General features: G+C 71.5%; 18 protein-coding genes and 1 tRNA gene. 11 read left to right on the top strand and 8 right to left on the bottom strand.

Going from position 1 to position 17,563, the window contains the following annotated elements; genetic code table 11:
• Positions 1–143: 143 nt before the first annotated feature.
• On the bottom strand, positions 144–1,307 hold the full coding sequence (locus QSK31_RS00200) for an acyltransferase family protein (RefSeq protein ID WP_285679789.1): 1,164 nt from the start codon (positions 1,305–1,307) through the stop codon (positions 144–146).
• A 37-nt stretch (positions 1,308–1,344) separates the two neighbouring features.
• Complete coding sequence (locus tag QSK31_RS00195) at positions 1,345–2,118, bottom strand: SGNH/GDSL hydrolase family protein (RefSeq protein WP_285679787.1); 774 nt, start codon at positions 2,116–2,118, stop codon at positions 1,345–1,347.
• 192 nt (positions 2,119–2,310) lie between these two features.
• Between QSK31_RS00195 and QSK31_RS00190 the strand changes: the two genes are divergently transcribed.
• The 7 genes from QSK31_RS00190 (at position 2,311) to QSK31_RS00160 (ending at position 6,070) form a co-directional block, all read left to right on the top strand.
• Positions 2,311–2,871 (top strand): hypothetical protein, encoded by a 561-nt coding sequence (locus tag QSK31_RS00190; RefSeq protein ID WP_285679785.1) that lies wholly within the window; start codon positions 2,311–2,313, stop codon positions 2,869–2,871.
• A gap of 27 nt (positions 2,872–2,898) precedes the next feature.
• Positions 2,899–3,126 carry a hypothetical protein gene (locus QSK31_RS00185; protein ID WP_285679783.1) on the top strand — a complete coding sequence of 76 codons (228 nt, stop codon included), beginning with the start codon at positions 2,899–2,901 and terminating at the stop codon, positions 3,124–3,126.
• Entirely contained in the window at positions 3,123–3,311 is a 189-nt protein-coding gene (locus QSK31_RS00180; RefSeq protein ID WP_285679781.1) for a hypothetical protein, read from the top strand. Before QSK31_RS00185 ends, QSK31_RS00180 begins: the two co-directional genes overlap by 4 nt.
• Before the next feature lie 100 nt (positions 3,312–3,411).
• Positions 3,412–4,365: a glycoside hydrolase family 11 protein gene (locus tag QSK31_RS00175; protein ID WP_285679780.1), complete on the top strand. Its 954-nt coding sequence runs from the start codon at positions 3,412–3,414 to the stop codon at positions 4,363–4,365.
• A 21-nt stretch (positions 4,366–4,386) separates the two neighbouring features.
• The gene (locus QSK31_RS00170; protein ID WP_285679777.1) at positions 4,387–4,815 is read left to right on the top strand and encodes an OsmC family protein; all 429 of its coding nucleotides are present in this window, start codon (positions 4,387–4,389) and stop codon (positions 4,813–4,815) included.
• Positions 4,816–4,826: 11 nt separating this feature from the next.
• Positions 4,827–5,303 (top strand): hypothetical protein, encoded by a 477-nt coding sequence (locus QSK31_RS00165; RefSeq protein ID WP_285679775.1) that lies wholly within the window; start codon positions 4,827–4,829, stop codon positions 5,301–5,303.
• Between the two features lie 89 nt (positions 5,304–5,392).
• Positions 5,393–6,070: a hypothetical protein gene (locus QSK31_RS00160; RefSeq protein WP_285679772.1), complete on the top strand. Its 678-nt coding sequence runs from the start codon at positions 5,393–5,395 to the stop codon at positions 6,068–6,070.
• A 19-nt stretch (positions 6,071–6,089) separates the two neighbouring features.
• Here QSK31_RS00160 and QSK31_RS00155 read toward each other — a convergent pair whose 3' ends face one another.
• Complete coding sequence (locus QSK31_RS00155) at positions 6,090–6,914, bottom strand: hypothetical protein (RefSeq protein ID WP_285679769.1); 825 nt, start codon at positions 6,912–6,914, stop codon at positions 6,090–6,092.
• A gap of 152 nt (positions 6,915–7,066) precedes the next feature.
• Between QSK31_RS00155 and QSK31_RS00150 the strand changes: the two genes are divergently transcribed.
• From QSK31_RS00150 to QSK31_RS00140, 3 genes are all read left to right on the top strand, one after another.
• Complete coding sequence (locus QSK31_RS00150) at positions 7,067–9,229, top strand: S9 family peptidase (protein ID WP_285679767.1); 2,163 nt, start codon at positions 7,067–7,069, stop codon at positions 9,227–9,229.
• 92 nt (positions 9,230–9,321) lie between these two features.
• On the top strand, positions 9,322–10,071 hold the full coding sequence (locus QSK31_RS00145; RefSeq protein WP_285679765.1) for a hypothetical protein: 750 nt from the start codon (positions 9,322–9,324) through the stop codon (positions 10,069–10,071).
• 236 nt (positions 10,072–10,307) lie between these two features.
• On the top strand, positions 10,308–11,183 hold the full coding sequence (locus tag QSK31_RS00140; protein ID WP_285680441.1) for a sulfotransferase domain-containing protein: 876 nt from the start codon (positions 10,308–10,310) through the stop codon (positions 11,181–11,183).
• 307 nt (positions 11,184–11,490) lie between these two features.
• Here the strand turns inward: QSK31_RS00140 and QSK31_RS00135 are convergent, their stop codons facing one another.
• The 4 genes from QSK31_RS00135 to QSK31_RS00120 all read right to left on the bottom strand — a co-directional run bounded on the left by QSK31_RS00135 (position 11,491) and on the right by QSK31_RS00120 (position 13,794).
• A complete protein-coding gene (locus QSK31_RS00135) occupies positions 11,491–11,703 on the bottom strand; it encodes an SDR family NAD(P)-dependent oxidoreductase (RefSeq protein ID WP_285679763.1) in 213 nt (70 codons plus the stop codon).
• 17 nt (positions 11,704–11,720) lie between these two features.
• On the bottom strand, positions 11,721–13,166 hold the full coding sequence (locus tag QSK31_RS00130; protein WP_285679761.1) for a serine hydrolase domain-containing protein: 1,446 nt from the start codon (positions 13,164–13,166) through the stop codon (positions 11,721–11,723).
• Between the two features lie 77 nt (positions 13,167–13,243).
• Positions 13,244–13,699: an HNH endonuclease gene (locus tag QSK31_RS00125; RefSeq protein ID WP_285679760.1), complete on the bottom strand. Its 456-nt coding sequence runs from the start codon at positions 13,697–13,699 to the stop codon at positions 13,244–13,246.
• A 22-nt stretch (positions 13,700–13,721) separates the two neighbouring features.
• A tRNA-Gly gene (locus tag QSK31_RS00120) sits at positions 13,722–13,794 on the bottom strand.
• Positions 13,795–13,882: 88 nt separating this feature from the next.
• Here QSK31_RS00120 and QSK31_RS00115 point away from each other — a divergent pair.
• Positions 13,883–15,937: a S9 family peptidase gene (locus QSK31_RS00115; protein ID WP_285679758.1), complete on the top strand. Its 2,055-nt coding sequence runs from the start codon at positions 13,883–13,885 to the stop codon at positions 15,935–15,937.
• Between the two features lie 9 nt (positions 15,938–15,946).
• Here the strand turns inward: QSK31_RS00115 and QSK31_RS00110 are convergent, their stop codons facing one another.
• Positions 15,947–17,488: a M15 family metallopeptidase domain-containing protein gene (locus tag QSK31_RS00110; protein WP_285679756.1), complete on the bottom strand. Its 1,542-nt coding sequence runs from the start codon at positions 17,486–17,488 to the stop codon at positions 15,947–15,949.
• Between the last annotated feature and the right edge of the window lie 75 nt (positions 17,489–17,563).

Below are 17,563 nucleotides of genomic sequence, written 5' to 3'. Positions count from 1 at the left end.
GAAGAAGGCGTGCGCCATCGACCGACCTGCATTGAGTCCGCCCCCGTGATGGACCTAGTTCCAAAGTCGCCGATGACACCTTTTCAGTCGGGTTGTCGACCGTCAAGAAGAGAAATGTTTCGATGTCAGAATCAGCCGAACGGCTAGCTTGTCCTTTGTGGACGGCTTCTGAGCAGGGCCGCGACCGAGCGGTGCCGTTGGAACGGAAATTCGAAGAGGCGGGCGAAAAGCCACGCAGTGATCAGCGACACGCCACCGGCGACGACCGTGGTCATCGCGAAGGCTTCCAGGCTGTGCCCGAGCCGGGGCTTCACCACGGTCAGATAGATCGCCACGACGATCGGGAGATGAATCAGGTAGAGGCTGTAGGAGAACGAGCCCAGCCACACCAGCGGCCGGGTGCTCAGGAACCGGACCAGCGGCGCCGGGCGGGCCGTGGCCAGGGCCACCACGAGCATCGCCAGCGCCGGGGTGACCGCCAGGTCGAGCCAGAAGTAGTGGCGGACCACCCAGGCGCCGCCACGGATCGCCATCAGCGCGGCGACCGGGGCGGCCGCCGCCATGGACAGCCAGAACCAGGGCAACCGGCGTACCCGGTCATCCGCCCGGAGGATCCCCGCCGCCGCGACCCCCGCGGCGAACACCGGGAGCAGTTGCCAGGCCAGGTGCCGGTCGGCGAACCAGGGCGGGTCGAGGATCAAGCCGGCCACCACCACCGGCACCGACGCGCAGAGCAGCATCGTCCACACGCCGGCCCGCCGGGTGATCAGCAGGAGCAGCGGGAAGGTCAGATACAGCAGCGCCTCGACGCTGATCGACCAGAACGCGCCGTTCGGCGTCGGCGCCGGGACGACGTCCTGCAGCAACAGGCCGAAGACGACGACGGATCTCGTGTTCGGCGGGGCGGAGTGCGGCATCTTCACCACGGTCAGCGTGATGATCAGGCTGAAGACCAGGGCCGCCCAGTACGCGGGCAGGATCCGCCAGGCCCGCCGCTTCAGGAACCGCCGGACGCCGCCGAGCCGCCACCCGTTCCCGGCCGCCGACAGTGCCAGCGAGAAACCGGACAGCACCAGGAAGAAGATCACCGCGAACCGGCCCATGCCGAGCCAGTGCAGCCAGGACGGGCCGAGGGTCCGCGGGAAGCCCTTGAAGGTGTACGCCCAGCAGTGGAAGAGCAGCACGTAGAGCGCGCACAGGCCACGCAGCCCGTCCAGGCCGGCCACGCGCACCGGGGCGGCGGAGCGGACCGGGACTCGGTCCGGGGCTCGGACCGGCGCGGGGCGCAACAGGACGGCTTCGCTCACACCCCTTGTTCACGCACGGCAAGCAAGAAAGGTTCGGTCAGTAGCCGAGCGACTTCGCGGCGACGTCGCGCAGGCTCCGCGCGGTGCGGGCGGGCAGGTAGAGCCGGGGCGCGTCCCGGGGCGACCGGTTCAGGAACATCCCGTACAGGATGGCGGCGTCCAGGTAGATGGCCTGGCTGGTCGGGTGCTTGCCGTCCTTGACGATCAGCGAGGTGGTGCCCTGCCGGGCGACCACGGTCTCGAAGCCGTCGCTGACCGGCGCGAGCACCACCGGCAGGGGCATCGCCTTGGCGATCCGCTCGTAGTTGGCGTTGATCGCCGCCACGTTCGCCCGCCGCGAGGCGAACGGCTTCGGGTTCACCAGCGCCCAGTTCTTGAAGAGGATCACCCGGCCGCCGGGCTTGAGAGATCTGGCCAGGGCCGGAGCGTACGTGTTGAGCAGCGTGCGCCGCACCCGGCCGGGGTCGGTGGCCACCAGGACGCTGAACTCCTGCAGCAGGATGAAGTCGTACCGCCGGCCCTGGGTCAGCGGCCGCCGGGACAGGCCGATGTCCCAGCTCTTCTGCAGGTTGCTGCCGTACCGGATGGCCTTGGTGACCCGGACCGTCACGCCGCGCTCGCGGGCCATCCGGCGAACCACGTCCGGGGTGTCCTCGCCGGTGATCGTGCGCGTGCCGATCAGGCTGTTGCCGACGAACAGCACGTCCACGGCGGCGGTCTCGGCGGCGGCGCCACGGCCGGAACCGCTGGCCACCAGCCCGGTCACGGCGACCGCGCCGACCAGCATCAGGGTGAGGACTTTTCGGAACACACCGCCATGGTGAGGTGCGCCCGCCACTGTCCGACTCATCCGGTCGGCCGGTATATACCCCCGTTGGGGATGGTTTCGTGCACCCCATCACAACTCACCGTGACGCTACGGTGACGCGGCCCGGATGCCCCGATGTCACGGTTCCCGCAGGTCGGCCACTCCGGCCGTCCCGAACCTCAGGGGGAAGAACCCATGCGGACACGTACCCGAATCATCGTCCCGGCGGTCGCGACCATGCTGGCGCTGCTGGCCGCCGGACCGTCGGCCGCGGCGCTGGTCGACGACGACCGAGCCCTCGACGCGGCCGGCAACGGCGTCGCCGACTGCGACGGCGGCGTCCAGGAGCAGAGCCTGGCCCGGCTGAACGACCTCCCGGTCCCGCTGGCCGAGAACGGCGGCCCGGTGGGGGTGCCCGGCAGCTTCGTGAACTTCATGACCCCGGGCAACGACACCGACCAGATCCTGGTCACCTACTCGGCCGAGGGCCGCCTGCAGGGCCAGTCCGGCAGCATCGTGGCACCGGTCGACTTCCTGCGGGTCGTGGTCACCCTGGACGGCGCGCTGATGCCGCCGGCCAACGACCTGGCCTTCAGCACCGACGCCGGGCAGGGCGACAGCACCCAGGTCTGCAAACGGGTCGGCCCGGGCAACCACACCGTCCGGGTCTTCTACGAGCTCGTCGACCAGGGCGCCGCCAACGTGCTCACGGGCACTCTCGACGATCAGCTCCTGCACGTCGAGATCGCCGACTGACACCGGCCGGTGTTGTAGCGTCACCGCATGTCGTCCGGCCTGGCCGGGTCGATCGGTGCCGAGCTGGTGCGCGGCGTCTTCCGGGAGTCCACCGTCGACGCCGGCGCGCAGCGCGAGGCCGGCCAGGACCGGACCGCGACCATCGACGGGCTCGGCAGGCCGCAGCTGCCCGAGGAGGCGCTGCCGCTGTTCCCGGGCGGGCGGGTGGTCGTCACCCTGATGGACGGACACGTCGAGCTGCGGCCGCCGGCATGAGCGCGCCGCCGGTTCGGGTGGCGGCGCTCCGGCACCGCGTACGCCATGATGTGGATCTTGAATTGCCCGCGGGAAAGCTGGTGCCGGCGGGGCGGGCGGGAACGCTGGCCGTGGTGGCCACACACGACCAGCGCGTCATCGACGTCGCCCACCGCGTGATCCCGATAGTTTCCGGAAGTTGTTGACACGTTGCCGCGATCGGTCGAATACTCGGTCCAGGCATCGCTTGATGTCGATCTCTGAGTCGCCTCTCCACCGGGGCACACGTCAACCGGAGGTCCACCTATGCGCGTCCGCTCCCTCGTCGCCGCCTGTGCGGCGGCCGTCCTCGCCGCCACGACCCTTCTACCCGGCGCCGCCCTCGCGGCCGTCACCACCAACCAGACAGGCACCAACAACGGCTACTTCTACTCGTTCTGGACCGACAGCCAGGGCACCGTCTCCATGGAGCTCGGATCGGGCGGGAACTACAGCACCAGCTGGCGTAACACCGGCAACTTCGTGGCCGGCAAGGGCTGGAGCCAAGGCACCGGCCGCAGCGTCTCGTACTCCGGAAGTTTCAACCCTTCGGGCAACGCCTACCTGACGCTGTACGGCTGGACCCACAACCCGCTGATCGAGTACTACATCGTCGACAACTGGGGCACCTACCGGCCGACCGGCACCTTCATGGGCACGGTGTCCAGCGACGGCGGAACCTACGACATCTACCGCACCCAGCGGGTGAACGCGCCGTCCATCGAGGGCGACAACAAGACCTTCTACCAGTACTGGAGCGTCCGCCAGCAGAAGCGCACCGGCGGCACCATCACGGCCGGTACGCACTTCAGCGCCTGGGCCGGCAAGGGCATGAACCTCGGCAACCACGACTACCAGATCCTGGCCACCGAGGGCTACCAGAGCAGCGGAAACTCGAACATCACCATCGGCGGCAGCGGGGGCGGGGGCGGCGGTGGAGGCGGCGGGGGCGGCAGCAGCTGCACCGCGACCCTGTCGGCCGGCCAGCAGTGGAGCGACCGCTACAACCTGAACGTCGCGGTCACCGGCTCCACCAACTGGACCGTCACCATGAACATCCCCGCGCCCGCCAAGGTGATCAGCACCTGGAACACCGCACCGAGCTGGGACTCCAGCGGCCAGGTGATGACCGCGCGCCCGAACGGCAGCGGCAACAACTTCGGCGTCACGGTCCAGCACAACGGCAACTACACCTGGCCCTCCGTCTCCTGTCAGGGCTGACCGGTGTGCGATCTTTGAGCCATGTCGGGACTTGAGGTTGAACGGGTCGGTGCGCATCTCTTCGTCGGTCGCAATGAGCGCGGCGCGGAGGTGCGCATCGGCTCGGACGAGAGTGAGGGCGTGTTCTCGCCGGGTGAGCTGCTGCAACTCGCGGTCGCGTCGTGCACGACGGTGACCGTCGAGGACATGGTGGTGCGCCGGTCCGGGCCGGACGCGAAGGTCGACGCCACCGTGACCCGGGACCGCGCGCCGGGCACCCACGAGTACCAGCGGCTCTCCGTCACCCTCGACGTCGACCTCGACGGGCTCGACGAGGCCGCGCGCGAGCGGGTCGTGAAGGCGCTTCGCATCGCCGTCGAGCGGGAGTGCACGATCAGCCGCACCGTCCAGCTGGGCGCTCCGGTGGATCTCGAGATCGTGACGTCCGACGGGCGTGCGCGGGCTTCGTAACATCGACGACCATGGACTACTCGCTCGCGCTGATGATCGGTTTCGCGGCCTGCTACGCCGGTGCTGTCTCGCTCGTCGCCCTGGTTCCGCGGCGGGGGTTCCAGCGGGCCGTCCCCGGCGCCGCGGGGGTGGTGGCCGGGGTGGCGCTGAGCTTCGTGCTGATGTTGCTGCTCGCCCGCGTGCACGTCGCGCTCACCGCGGTCGTGGTGCTGTTGTTCACCGGCGCGGTGGCCTATCTGGTGCTGCTCCGCGACCTCGGCAGGCGGACGGCGATGTGGACCGCCGCGGGCGCGGCCGTGCTGATCGGGGCGTGCTTCCTGTTCGTCTCGTACCTCGCCGTGCTGGCCTTCATCGGTGCCGCCGGGATCTACCTGCTGCTGCGCCTGTTCCTGCGCACCCGGCCGGCCCTGCTGGTGATGGGCGGCACCCTGGGCGGTCTGCTCGGCGCGTCGGCGGTGGTGTTCGCGGTGGCACTCGCCAGCATGTGAGAGACGGCCGCTAGCATGGCCGCGACCGGACGGTTACGGCGAAACGAGGCAATATGCGGTGGTTCCGGCGAGGGCCGGGTCGGCAGCCGGTGCAGCACGACACGGGCGTCCGGGACGCGCTGCTGAATGACGTCCGCACCCAGTTCGGCGGCGCCGTCATGATGCGGTTCGCCGACCAGGCCGAGACCGTGTCCCGGATGCTGGCCGGTGACGACGGGCTCGCCGTGGCGGCCGAGGTGCTGCGCCAGTCGGCGGACGCCGCGCACGCCGAGCTGTCCGGTCAGGTCACCCAGCTGCATCAGCGCACCGGCTACTGGTACGCCGTGGACCGCCGCAACTACCGGCCGCTGCTGCGGGACGCCGCGGCCCACCTGCGCTGGCCGATGTTCGAGCTGCGGAGCGGTTTCCATCCGTACGCCCAGATCGCCGGCGCCGTGGCGGTGATCGACGCCGGCGCCAAGCGGCTCACCAAGGTCTCCGACGCGGCGCCCGTGCTGGATCACCTCTTCGAACTGCTCGACCTGACGGCGGCGGGCTGGGAGTTCTTCGGCGTGCCGGTGGATACCGACGCCGCCGCCCTGGCCGGTCGCCTGATCGCCGCCTCGCGCGCCCTGCACGACGCGATGGGTGACCCGCCGCCGATCGCCCTGCCGATCCGCGAGCTGATGCGCCGCAACAACACCCTCCAGGTGTACGAGCCGGGCTCCGGCCGTCCGCTCGGCACCTTCAACCCGGGCCAGCAGATGCGCGAGGTCCTGCTCACCTGAGCCGGCCGGCTCACCCGAGTCAGTACCGGATCAGACTGTCCGACGGGGTCTCGCCGATCTTCGTGCGGACGTCGACGACCGTGTAGGTGACCTCGCCGTTGGCCTCCTCGCGGTAGGCCTGGGAGAACCGGTGCCAGCCCTTGAGGTCCCGCTCCTCGGTCTTGGAGTACAGCATCCGGTAGATCTCGCCCCACCTGCTCTGGTCGTTGCCCAGGCCAGGGTGGGTGAGGTTGGCGGTGATCCGGTCCAGCACCCGCTGCTCCGCCTCCTGTTTCGTGGCGGCCGCGGGGAAGGTGGTCCCGATGACGTGCTTGTCCAGCACGGCCTCGGCCTCCTTCAGCGAGATGTCCCGGGCGTGCTTGATGTCGTCGGCGTGCTCCTGCTCGCCGGCCCTGATCCGCTCGGAGATCTCCTCGGACACCTTGAGGAACACCGGCTTGCCGTCCTCCTCCTTCGCGGTCCGGTACCGGCCGGGCGGAAGGTAGACGCACTCGCTGTCACCCTCGTCGTGCTTCTGCTTCCAGGTGGGCGTGCTCGCCCACGCGCCGGGCGAGGTGAAGGCGGTGCCCATCTCGAACTGCGGCGCCCGGTACGAGCCGTCCGGCATCGACGTCGCGCCGGTCACGAAGGTGCTGCCGGGACGCATCGCCTGGATGTCGTCGAACGTGCCGGCGCCCGGCTCGGCGAGGGTGTGCACGACCCGGCCCCGCAGCAGCCCGGCCACCGCGCGGTTCCCGGCGGTCTGCTGCAGCCGCAACAACGCCGCCTCGCGCGGGCGCACCGGTTCCGCGGTCGCGACCCGCTCCGGGATCAGCTCGTCGATGCGATGGGCTCGGTGGCGCATGGTCACGAAGTCTGCGCCCGAGACCCGGGGAGGACAAGACATCAGTCAGTGTGCGGACTTGATCCGCCGGGTGATCGTCCCCAGGCCGTGCGTGTCCTGTTCCGGTCGTCGGAGCGGGGGCGTTCATCCGGTAGCGGTGATATGAAGGCGAGATGCTCACAGATGCCGATCCCTTCACCGATCTCGACGCGTACACCGGACTGCCCCGGGTGGGTGGACTGTGGCTGGCACCGGACGGGCGCCGGTTGGTCGTCGGGGTGTCCACACCGGACCGGAAGAACACCCGCTACGTGACGTCGCTCTGGGAGGTCGACCCCGAGGGGCAGCGGCCGGCCCGCCGGCTGACCAGGAGCAGCGAGGGTGAGTCGGCCGTGGCGTTCACACCCGGCGGTGACCTGCTCTTCGCGTCGACGCGGCCCGATCCGGACGCGGCCGAGGGCGAGGAGCCGCGGCCCGCGATCTGGGTCCAGCCCGCCGGGGGCGGCGACGCGCGGGTGCTTCTCACCCCACCCCAGGGGGTACGGGGGCTGCTGGTCAGCGCCTCGGGAACGGTGCTGCTCGGCTCGGACCTGATGCCCTCGGCTGCCGACGCGGCGGCGGACGCCGAGATCCGCAAGCAGCGCAAGGAGGGCGGGATCTCGGCGATCCTGCACGCCGAGTACCCGCCGAGGCACTGGGACCAGGACCTCGGCCCGGACCGTACCCGCCTGCTCGTCACCGGCGACGACGCCGACCTGCGCGACCTGACCGGGCACGTCGGGCGGGCGCTGGAGGACGGTACCGAGTGGGACATCAGCCCCGACGGCCGCACCGTGGTGAGTTCCTGGGCGAGCGGCGAGGCCGGTGACCGGCGGGTGGCGCTGGTGGCGATCGACGTGGAGACCGGCGAACGGCGGACCCTGGCCGAGGACCCCGACCTGACGTTCGAGGCGGCACGGTTCTCGCCGGACGGCACCTCGGTGGCGACCATGGTCTGGACCCGGGCCACCCCGGAACGGTCGATGACCTGCTGGATCGGCGTCGTCCCGCTGGACGGCGGCGAGGTGCGGCACCTGACCCGGGAATGGGACCGGTGGCCGCATCTGGGCGAGTGGACGCCGGACGGCGCGGCGCTGATCGTCGCCGCCGACGACCACGGGCGATCGCCGCTGTGGCGGGTCGACGTGGCCACCGGCGAGGTCACCCGGCTCACCACCGACGACGCGGCGTACACGGACGTGCGGATCGCACCGGACGGGCGGTGGGCGTACGCGCTGCGCTCCTCCGTGGGCAGCGCACCCGCACCGGTCCGGGTTGCCCTCACCGGCTCGTCCGTGGGCAGCGTCCTCCCCGGCGGGGCCGAGGGCAGCGCCCTTTCCGGCGGGGCCGAGGGCAGCCTCCTTTCCGGCGGGGCCGAGGGCAGCCTCCTTCCCGGCGGGGCCGAGGGCAGCCTCCTTCCCGGCGGGGCCGAGGGCAGCCTCCTTTCCGGCGGGGCCGTGGTCGAGCCGCTGCTCGGTCCCGCCACGGCGCCCGAGCTGCCCGGCCGGCTGACCGAGGTCACCGCGACCGCCGAGGACGGCACCCCGCTGCGCGCCTGGCTGGCCCTGCCGCACCACGCCGGCGCCGACTCGCCCGTGCCCCTGCTGCTGTGGATCCACGGCGGCCCGCGCCACTCGTGGAACTCCTGGTCCTGGCGGTGGAACCCGTGGATCGCGGTGGCACAGGGCTACGCCGTGCTGCTGCCCGACCCGGCCCTGTCCACCGGATACGGCTACCACTTCATGGAGCGGGCCTGGGGCTCGTGGGGCGGCACGCCGTACACGGACCTGATGACGATCACCGACGCGGCCGAGGACCGCGACGACATCGACGCCACCCGCACCGCGGCGATGGGCGGCTCGTTCGGCGGTTACATGGCCAACTGGATCGCCGGGCACACCGACCGCTTCGCGGCGATCGTCACCCACGCGTCGCTGTGGGCGCTGGACCAGTTCGCGGCCACGACCGACACGTCCGACCTGTGGGCGCGGGAGATGTCCGGAGACATGACCGGCGCCAACTCGCCGCACCGGTTCGTCGACGAGATCCGTACGCCGATGCTGATCATCCACGGCGACCGCGACTACCGGGTGCCGATCGGCGAGGCCCTGCGGCTGTGGTGGGACCTGCAGTCCCGCTCGACCGAGCCCGGGCCGCACCGCTTCCTCTACTTCCCCGACGAGAACCACTGGATCCTCAAGCCCGGCAACGCCAAGGCCTGGTACGAGACCGTGCTCGCCTTCGTGGCCCACCACGTCCGCGGCGAGAAGTGGGAGGCGCCGGAGATCCTCGGCTGATCCGCCGGCCTTCGGAGAACGAACGTTCTTTTCCAGAGAAGGAACGTTCGTTCTCTCAGGAGCCGGTCGCGCCGGAGTCGTACGCTGGCCCGATGAACGTCGCACTGGCACGGATCGTCGCGGCGGCCGCGGGCGTCCTCACGGGCGCTGCGGTCGCGCGCGAGCTGGATAAGTCACCCGCGGATCGGGATTGGCACGGAGACGTCGGCGGCGTGCCGTACGACTTCCGGGCGCCGACCGCGGACACCGTCAAGCAGAAGCTCTGGGATCCGGACAACCCGAAACTGGTCGGGCCGCCGGTCTTCGGGGTGGGCTGGAGCGTCAACTTCGCCCGGCTGGCCGCCCTGGCCGACCCGCCCGGCCCGCCGGCGCCGCCGCCCACCGACACGCCGCCGCCGGGCGCCACTTTCACTCCGCCACCCACCGACACGCCGCCGGCACCGGCCACACCCCCGCCGCCGGCGTCCACCACGACACCGCCCGACCTGGACGCGCCCGCCGCCCCGGCACCGGCCACACCCCCGCCGCCGGCGTCCACCACGACACCGCCCGACCTGGACGCGCCCGCCGCCCCGGCACCGGCCACACCCCCGCCGCCGGCGTCCACCACGACACCGCCGGATCTGGACGCGCCGGCCGCGCCGGCGCCGGCCCCGACCATCACTCCGCCGGATCTGGGCGCGCCGACGGCGACCGACAACCCGCCGGACATCGAGACCCCGCCGGACGCGGTGGACCCGCCGGACACGACGCCCGCCACGCCGCGTGAGAAACCGCCGGCTGTCACTCCTCAGAGTGACGAATCCTCGAGCACCGACCGTCCGAGGTCCACCGAGGACTGACCGGATCCACTTCACCGAGAACCGCCGGGTCGCCAGTGACCCGGCGGTTCTTTTTCATTTCCTAGAGGAAATGCAGGAATTCCGCATTTCCCGGCCATCACTGCGGAGAGGCTCGTTCTGTTGTAAAGTCACGGCACGGTTCGTGTTATCGGGCGGTTGACGCGAACCATCGCGAGCGATCGTCAAAAGTGGGGATCGGCCACCATTTAACGACCATTCTCGATCGGGACTCAAGGATGATCAATCGAACCGTCACCTTCGCCAGGCAGAACGCGCCCGAGTCGCTGCGGGTCGCCGCCCGTCGCGCCCAGCTCGAGGCCCGCAACGTCCGCCTTCGATTCGCCGTGCAGGTCACGACCCGCTCCGCGTTCGACAACATCTATCACTGCGCGGCGCGCAAGACCGCCAGCCAGTGGATCAAGGCGTTGTTCGGCGACCCGATCGTCTACCGCCACTCCGGACTGCTGCCGTACGTTCCGAGGTACTACAAGTGGCAACATCCGGAACCGCCGCCGCGCGGGCGTGTCGCGCTCTCGATGTTCCTGTCGTACCAGAAATTCGAGACCGTTCCCAAGCCGGACACCTGGCGCGCATTCTTCGTCTATCGCGATCCACGCGACATGGTCGTATCGAACTATTTCTCGACGCTGAAAACGCACGGCCCGATGGGCGACATCCCGGAATTGCGCCGGCAACTCGCCGGCAAGCCGGAAAAGGACGGCCTGATCCACCTGATCGGCCACCTGAACAAGAAGGGCACTTTCCGGGCGCTGCGCTCCTGGGCGACCGCCGCCGAGGACGAGCGCATCGCGCTGTTCCGCTACGAGGACCCGACCGGGGCACGGCAGGCCGAGGAGTTGGACCGCCTGCTGCGGCACTGCGGCATCGTCGTCCCGCCGGATGATCTGACGACGCTGCGCGACCGGTACAGCTTCGACCGGATGCGCGGCAACCAGGCGGTCTCGCACTATCGCAAGGGCGCCGCCGGCGACTGGCAGAACCACTTCGACGACGACATCTACCAGGCGTTCGCGACAGCGACCGGCAACCTGATCGAGCTCCTCGGCTACCCGGCGCGGCATCAGGTGCCGACCCCACGCCAGGGCAGCTGAGAAAGCGCCGACCGGAGGCAAGCGGCGCGGGGTGCTGCGCGCGGGGTGCGGCGCGCGGGATGCTGCGCGCGGGATGCTGCGCGCGGGATGCTGCGCGCGGGATGCTGCGCGCGGGGTGCGCAAGGTGCGGCGCCCGGGATGCGGCCCGCGCAAGGTGCGGCGTGCGGATCGAGCATGGCGAGGGCGAGCGGCCCCACGGGCAGACGTAATGGCGGCGACGACAGGTCGGCCACGCGGCGCACCACGTCGGCGAAGTGGCTCGGCAGGCTGCCCATGCCGCTGGTGGCGAGCGCCCGGACCCCGTCCCTCATTCCACTGACCAAGGGCTGGTAATCCTCGACCGGGTGCGCCGAAGCCGGGCGTTGTCCCCGTACGCGGTCGCGAACGGCCCGAGCCGCAGGATGGTCACCTTGACCCCGCATTGGCCGGCCTCCACCGCCAGGGACTCGGCGAGACCTTCCAGCGCGTATTTGCTCGCGGTGTAGGCGCTGAAACCGGGCATCGCCACGGTCCCGGACACCGAGGGTGAAAGACGGCCTACGCCACGTCGGGTCGCGTCATCAGCGGCGCCCGCAGGTGCAAAGCCAGGTCGGGCTTGGTCAGCGGCACGATGCTCCAGGTCGCGGTCGCCGTGTCGCCGTCGACCACCAGCCGCACCCAGTGCGGGGTGGTGATGACGAAGATCTGGGCGACGAACGTGTCGCCCTGCCAGGCGCCGGACGCGACGACCGGCCGGCCGAGCGGCGCGCTCTCCCGCCACTCGCCGTGGCCGGCCTCGAGACCGCGGATCGGCCCGAGAGCGCGGATCGACTCGAGAGCGCGGATCGGCCCCAGACCGCGGATCGGCCCGAGACTCAGCCGCCATCCGCCGACGACCGGTTCGACCAGCACCGGGGAACCCGCGGGCAGCGCCGAGTCCGGTGCGTCGACGATCGTCGCCGTCGCGGAGCGCCCCGGCTCGGCCGAACCCGTCACCAGCGGGAACGACAGCCGCCGCAGCCGCTCGGCGAGGATCTCGTCGTCCCGCTCGCTGCCCGGGTGGCCGATGCCGGGTGCCAGGCGGTTCCAGACCGCGTCCGGCATGGACGACGGCAGCGTGTCGTGGCTGGTCACGGCGACGACGAGGTCGAGCGACGGGATGACCACGCAGCTCTGGCCGAAGGCGCCGAAGGCGTAGAAGCCGTTCTCCGCGATCCAGAACTGGTAGCCGTAGCCGCGCGCCGAGTCGTCCTCGGCCGGCGGGACGTCGGAGTGTGCCCGGGTGGCCAGGTCGACCCACTCCCGCGGGATCAGCTGCCGGTCGCCCCATCGTCCGCCGCGCAGCAGCAGCTCACCGAAGGCGGCGACGGCCTCGGTCGTGAGGTGCAGGCCGTGGAAACCGAACGCCTTGCCGCTCGCCACCCGGTCCCACTCGGCGTGGTCGATGCCCATCGGCCGGAAGAGGCGTTCGTCGAGCAGGTCCGGCAGGTCTCGGCCGCTGACCCTCTCGACCATCCGGGCCAGGAGGAACGTGGTCGCGTTGTCGTAGACGAACTGTCTACCCTCGGTCTGCGGGAACGGCACCCGCAGAAAGCCCTTGACCAGGTCGCCCGGTTCCCGCTCCCACGCCTCGTAGAGGCTGTCCTCGCCGTGCCCGACGGTCATCGACAGCAGGTGGTGCACCGTGATGCGGCGGCCCTGTTCCGAGACGTCGTCCGGCACGTGGTCGGGCAGCACGTCGACCACCCGGTCGTCGAGCGCGAGCAGCCCGTCCGAGATCACCAGCCCGGCCGCCATCGCGGTGAAGGACTTGGTCATCGAGTAGAGCAGCGTGGGGCGGCCGGCCGAGTACGGCGTCCACCAGCCCTCGGCGACGACGTGCCCGTGGCGTACGACCATGACCGAGTGGCCCTCGACCGCCCGTTCCTCGAACCAGTCCAGCAGCGCGCCGATGGACCGGCTCGAGATCCCCTGGGCGGCCGGTGACGAACGCGGCAACAGCACGTCCGTCACCGACCCGGGTGAAGTCACCGACCCGGGCGGAGTCACCGGCCCAGGTGGAGTTGTCGGCCCAGGTGGAGTCATCGGCCGGGGCGGAAGTCGGCAAGGGAGGCCCACGTGGGGACCGAGGGCGCGTACCGCAGCGGCATGCGCGCCTCGGCCGGCGTCCGGTCGCCCTTGCGCTGGTTGCAACCGCCACAGGCGGCCACGGTGTTGAGCCAGCTGTTGCCGCCGCCTCGCGAGCGGGGCAGCACGTGGTCGATGGTGGTCGCGGTCCGCCCGCAGTACGCGCACCGCCGCCTGTCCCGGCCGAGCACCCCGGCCCGGGACCAGGACGGCCCGCGGCTGTGCCGCCAGCGCGTCACCACGTAGCTGACCAGCCGGACGACGGTGGGCACCGGCCACACGCCGATCAGCCGGTCGGGCCGGGCCTCGTGGACCTCGGCGACCTCCCGGACGAGCATGCGCACGGCGTGCCGGACACTGACCCGGTGCAGCGGGCCGAGGTCGGCGTTGAGGACAAGCACGTCGCTCACCCCGCGTCTCCTTTCACCGTCGAGCGGTTGACCGGGTTCGAACCGGCGACCTCCACCTTGGCAAGGTGGCGCTCTACCAACTGAGCCACAACCGCAGCAAATCCACTGTGGATCCCACCGATGAGGTGGTGATCTCTACGGTAGGAACCCCAGCCCGAGCGGGCAACGGATTAACGTGTGCCCATGACCTTCCCCGATCTTGTGGCCGAGACGCTGGGCTTCTCCCTGGGACGCGCGCACCACTTCACCATCGCCCCGGACGGTTCGCGGGTGCTGTTCCTGCGGTCGAACGGCGGCACGGACCGCGTACACCATCTCTGGTCCTTCGATCCTGGGACCCGGACCGAGCACCTGCTGGTGGACGGGGCGGCGCTCGGCGCGGGCCCGGAGGCTCCGCTCTCCGAGCAGGAGCGGGCGCGGCGGGAGCGGACGCGGGATCGCTCGGCCGGGATCGGTTCCTACGGCACGGACGCGGGCGTACGCACGGCCGTCTTCACCGTGGCGGGTCGCCTGTACGCGGCCGACGTGACGTCCGGCGAGGTCACCGACCTGGGCGCGCAGGAGCCCGCCGCCGAGGCGCGCCTCGACCCGACCGGCCGGACCGTCGCGTACGTCTGCGAAGGCGTCCTGCGCGCGGTCGGCCGCGGCGGCAAGGACGACCGGGTGCTGGCCGCCCCGGACGGCCCGGAGGTCACGTGGGGCCTGCCGGAGCACGAGGCGGCCGAGTCGATGGGCCGCTTCGCCGGTTTCTGGTGGGCGCCGGACGGCACCGCGGTGCTGGCCGCCCGGGTGGACAACTCGCCGGTGCGGGTCTGGCACATCGCCGACCCGGGTCACCCGGAGAAGCCGCCGGTCACGTTGCGCTATCCGGCGGCGGGCACCCCGAACGCCGACGTCGGCCTGCACCTGCTCGGCCTGGACGGCACCCGCGTCGAGGTGAGCTGGGACCGGGCGGAGTTCGAGTACGTGACCCGGGCGCTCTGGGACGCGACCGGCCCGCTGGTGGTCGTGCAGAACCGCCGGCAGACCGTGATGCGGGTGCTGACGGTGGATCCGGCGACCGGCGCGACGACCGTGCTGCGCGAGGACACCGACCCGAGGTGGACCACGATCGTCGACGGCGTGCCGGCGCGTACCGGGTCGGGGGCGCTGGTCTGGACGGTGGACGACGGCGACACCCGGCGGCTGAGCGTGGACGGCGAGCCGGTGACGCCGCCCGGCCTGCAGATGGAGGAGGTGCTGTCGGTCGACGGTGACACGGTGCTGTTCGCGGGGCGGGAGGAGCCGACCGAGCGGCATCTCTGGACCTGGTCGGCCGCCGACGGCCCGGTCCGGGTGACCACGGCGCCGGGGATCCACGCGGGCAGCCGCGCCGGTGGGGTCACCGTGATCACGTCGCTCGACCTGGACGACGCGCGGGTCACCGTGAACGGTCACGCCCTGCGCAGCGTGGCCGCCGAGTCGCCGGTCCGGCCACGGCCGCGGATCGTCGCGCTCGGTGAGCGGGGAGTGCGCACGGCGGTGCTCTTCCCGACCGGGCACGTGCCGGGTTCGGCGTCGCTGCCGGTGCTGATGGACCCGTACGGCGGGACGGCGGCGCAGAAGGTCGAGCACTCCCGCCACCGCTACTGGGGGTCGCAGTGGTTCGCCGACCAGGGCTTCGCGGTGGTGGTGGCGGACGGCCGCGGCACACCCGGTCGCGGGCCGCGCTGGGAGCGGGGCCGGGGTGACGACCACGCCGGACCGCGCCTGGAGGACCAGGTGGACGCCCTGCACGCGGCCGCCGAGCGGTTCGGCGACCTGGATCTGACCAGGGTCGGCATCCGCGGCTGGTCGGCGGGCGGCTACCTGGCCGCGCTGGCGGTGCTGCGCCGCCCGGACGTGTTCCACGCCGGTGTCGCCGGCGCCCCGGTCACCGACCAGCTGCTCTACAGCTCGCACTGGCAGGAGCGGGTGCTCGGCCTCCCGGCGGAGAACCCGGAGCGGTACGCGCACGGCTCGCTGATCGCCGACGCGCCGAACCTGCGCCGCCCGCTGCTGCTGGTGCACGGGATGGTCGACGACAACGTGCTGCCCGTGCACACGATGAGGCTCTCCGCGGCCCTGCTCGCGGCGGGCCGCCCGCACACGGTCCTGCCGCTGCCCGGCGCCTCGCACATGGGCGGTTACACGAAGAACCTGTGGGCCTTCGAGCTGGACTTCCTGCGCAGGTCGCTCAGCCTCCCGGCCGGCGACTGAGAGCGAAGGCTAGAACAGGGCCGGCTTGCTGCCCTTCATGAGTTCGAAGTGCATGTAGTCGTGCACGCTGCTGCACCCGAGCCAGTTCAGGTTGCCGGCGTTCGTGCCGGACAGCCCGCCGACCAGCATCGGCTGCAGGTTGAGGAACCCGTTGGCGGCGACCGAGCCGACCGTACCCTCGGTTGCCGCCTTGGGCCGTTTGCCCGACGCCGGGTTGGCGAGACGCCACACCTTGGCCAGGCGGACCAGCGTCGCGGCCGCCGCTTTCTGCGCGTCGGTCGCGGCCACCTCGCCGAACGCGGCGGTCAGCACCGCGTCCACGGGCGGCGCCGCTCCCTTCCCGGTGCGCAGCACCGTGCTCAGGGCGTCCGCGCCGGTGTCGTCGAGGTTCTTGAGCTTCTCCGCGGCGCGTACCCCGTCGGCGATCTGCCGGACCCGGGCGGTGAACCGGGCCGGCTCGCTCATCACGGCGACGTAGTCGGCGCTGGCCTGGTGCAGGGTCGCCGCGACCTTCTGCACCCCGGCCGCGTCGAGGCCGTCGTCCTCCTGCGTGGCAGGGTCGACGCCGGTGGCGTCCTTGACGGCGTCCAGCCCGCCCTTCTTGCCGATGTTGGGGTTCATCGGGGCGTTGAGGTCGATGGCGAAGCCGAAGCTGTGCTCGCTGAGGGCAAGCGGGTTGTTGCGGTTGGGCCGGATCCAGAAACCGCCGGGCTTGCCCATGCCGGCCTTGACGGCTTCCACGTCGACGCCGGGCTGGGATGTGATCCAGGTGCTCGCGGCGTCGAGCGCGGCCTGCATGTCGGGGTGCACCAGGCTGCCCTTCACGCCGAGCAGCTCGGAGCGGACCATCTTGTCGTAGAAGGCGTTGGCCCGGCCGATCGCGGCGTCCGGACCGACCTCGAGCGCGCCGAAGGTGGCCAGGATGGTCCGGCGCACGTGGGACCAGCCGCCCTCGCAGTTGTTGGTGATCTGCTTGCTGACCGACGGCTCCTCGGCCGCCGCGGCCGCCGCGTTGCCGATCGGGGCGTCCGGGGCGGTGACCGCGCCGGTGGTCTTGTCCGCGGCGCCCAGCTGCGGGATGAGCGCGTCGAGCAGCCCGTTGACCACCTCGAGGCGCTGCGCCTGGCTGAGCCGGGCGAGCAGCGCGACGGTGTCCTTCGAGTAGAGCTCGGTGTAGAGGCCGGCCAGCGGGTCGGTGTCCTTGTGCTTGGGCGCGGTGGCCCTCGGCTTCTTCCGGTTGACCTGGGCGGTGATCACGCCGAAGAGGCCGGCGGCCGCGGGCGTGCCGACGATGTCGTGCGCGGCCTTCGCGACGCTCGAGGTCAGCGAACTCAGTTCCTCGGGCGTGACCGCGACCGGCGCGGCGGCCTTCTTGGCGAGCTGCACGACGGCCTGGTTTCCGGCGGTGCGCTGGAGGTCGACGACGCGGTCGAGCGCGGATCTCTGCCGGCCCGGGATGAGCGTGGGCGGCACGGTGGTGGCGCGCTGCGCCGGGGGCCGGGCGGTCGTGGCGGGACGCTTGACCGGGGTGGCGTGCTCACGCGCCTTCATCAGATCATTGTCTCCGCCTTTCCCAGGCCGAGGAGGCAGAAGTCGATGCCCCCATGGACACATTCCCTACATCAG

Origin of the sequence: Actinoplanes sp. NBRC 103695 (assembly GCF_030269485.1) — a bacterium.
Lineage (GTDB): Bacteria > Actinomycetota > Actinomycetes > Mycobacteriales > Micromonosporaceae > Actinoplanes.
Note: the sequence above shows the minus strand (reverse complement) of the source record. Positions and strands in the feature narration are given on the sequence as shown.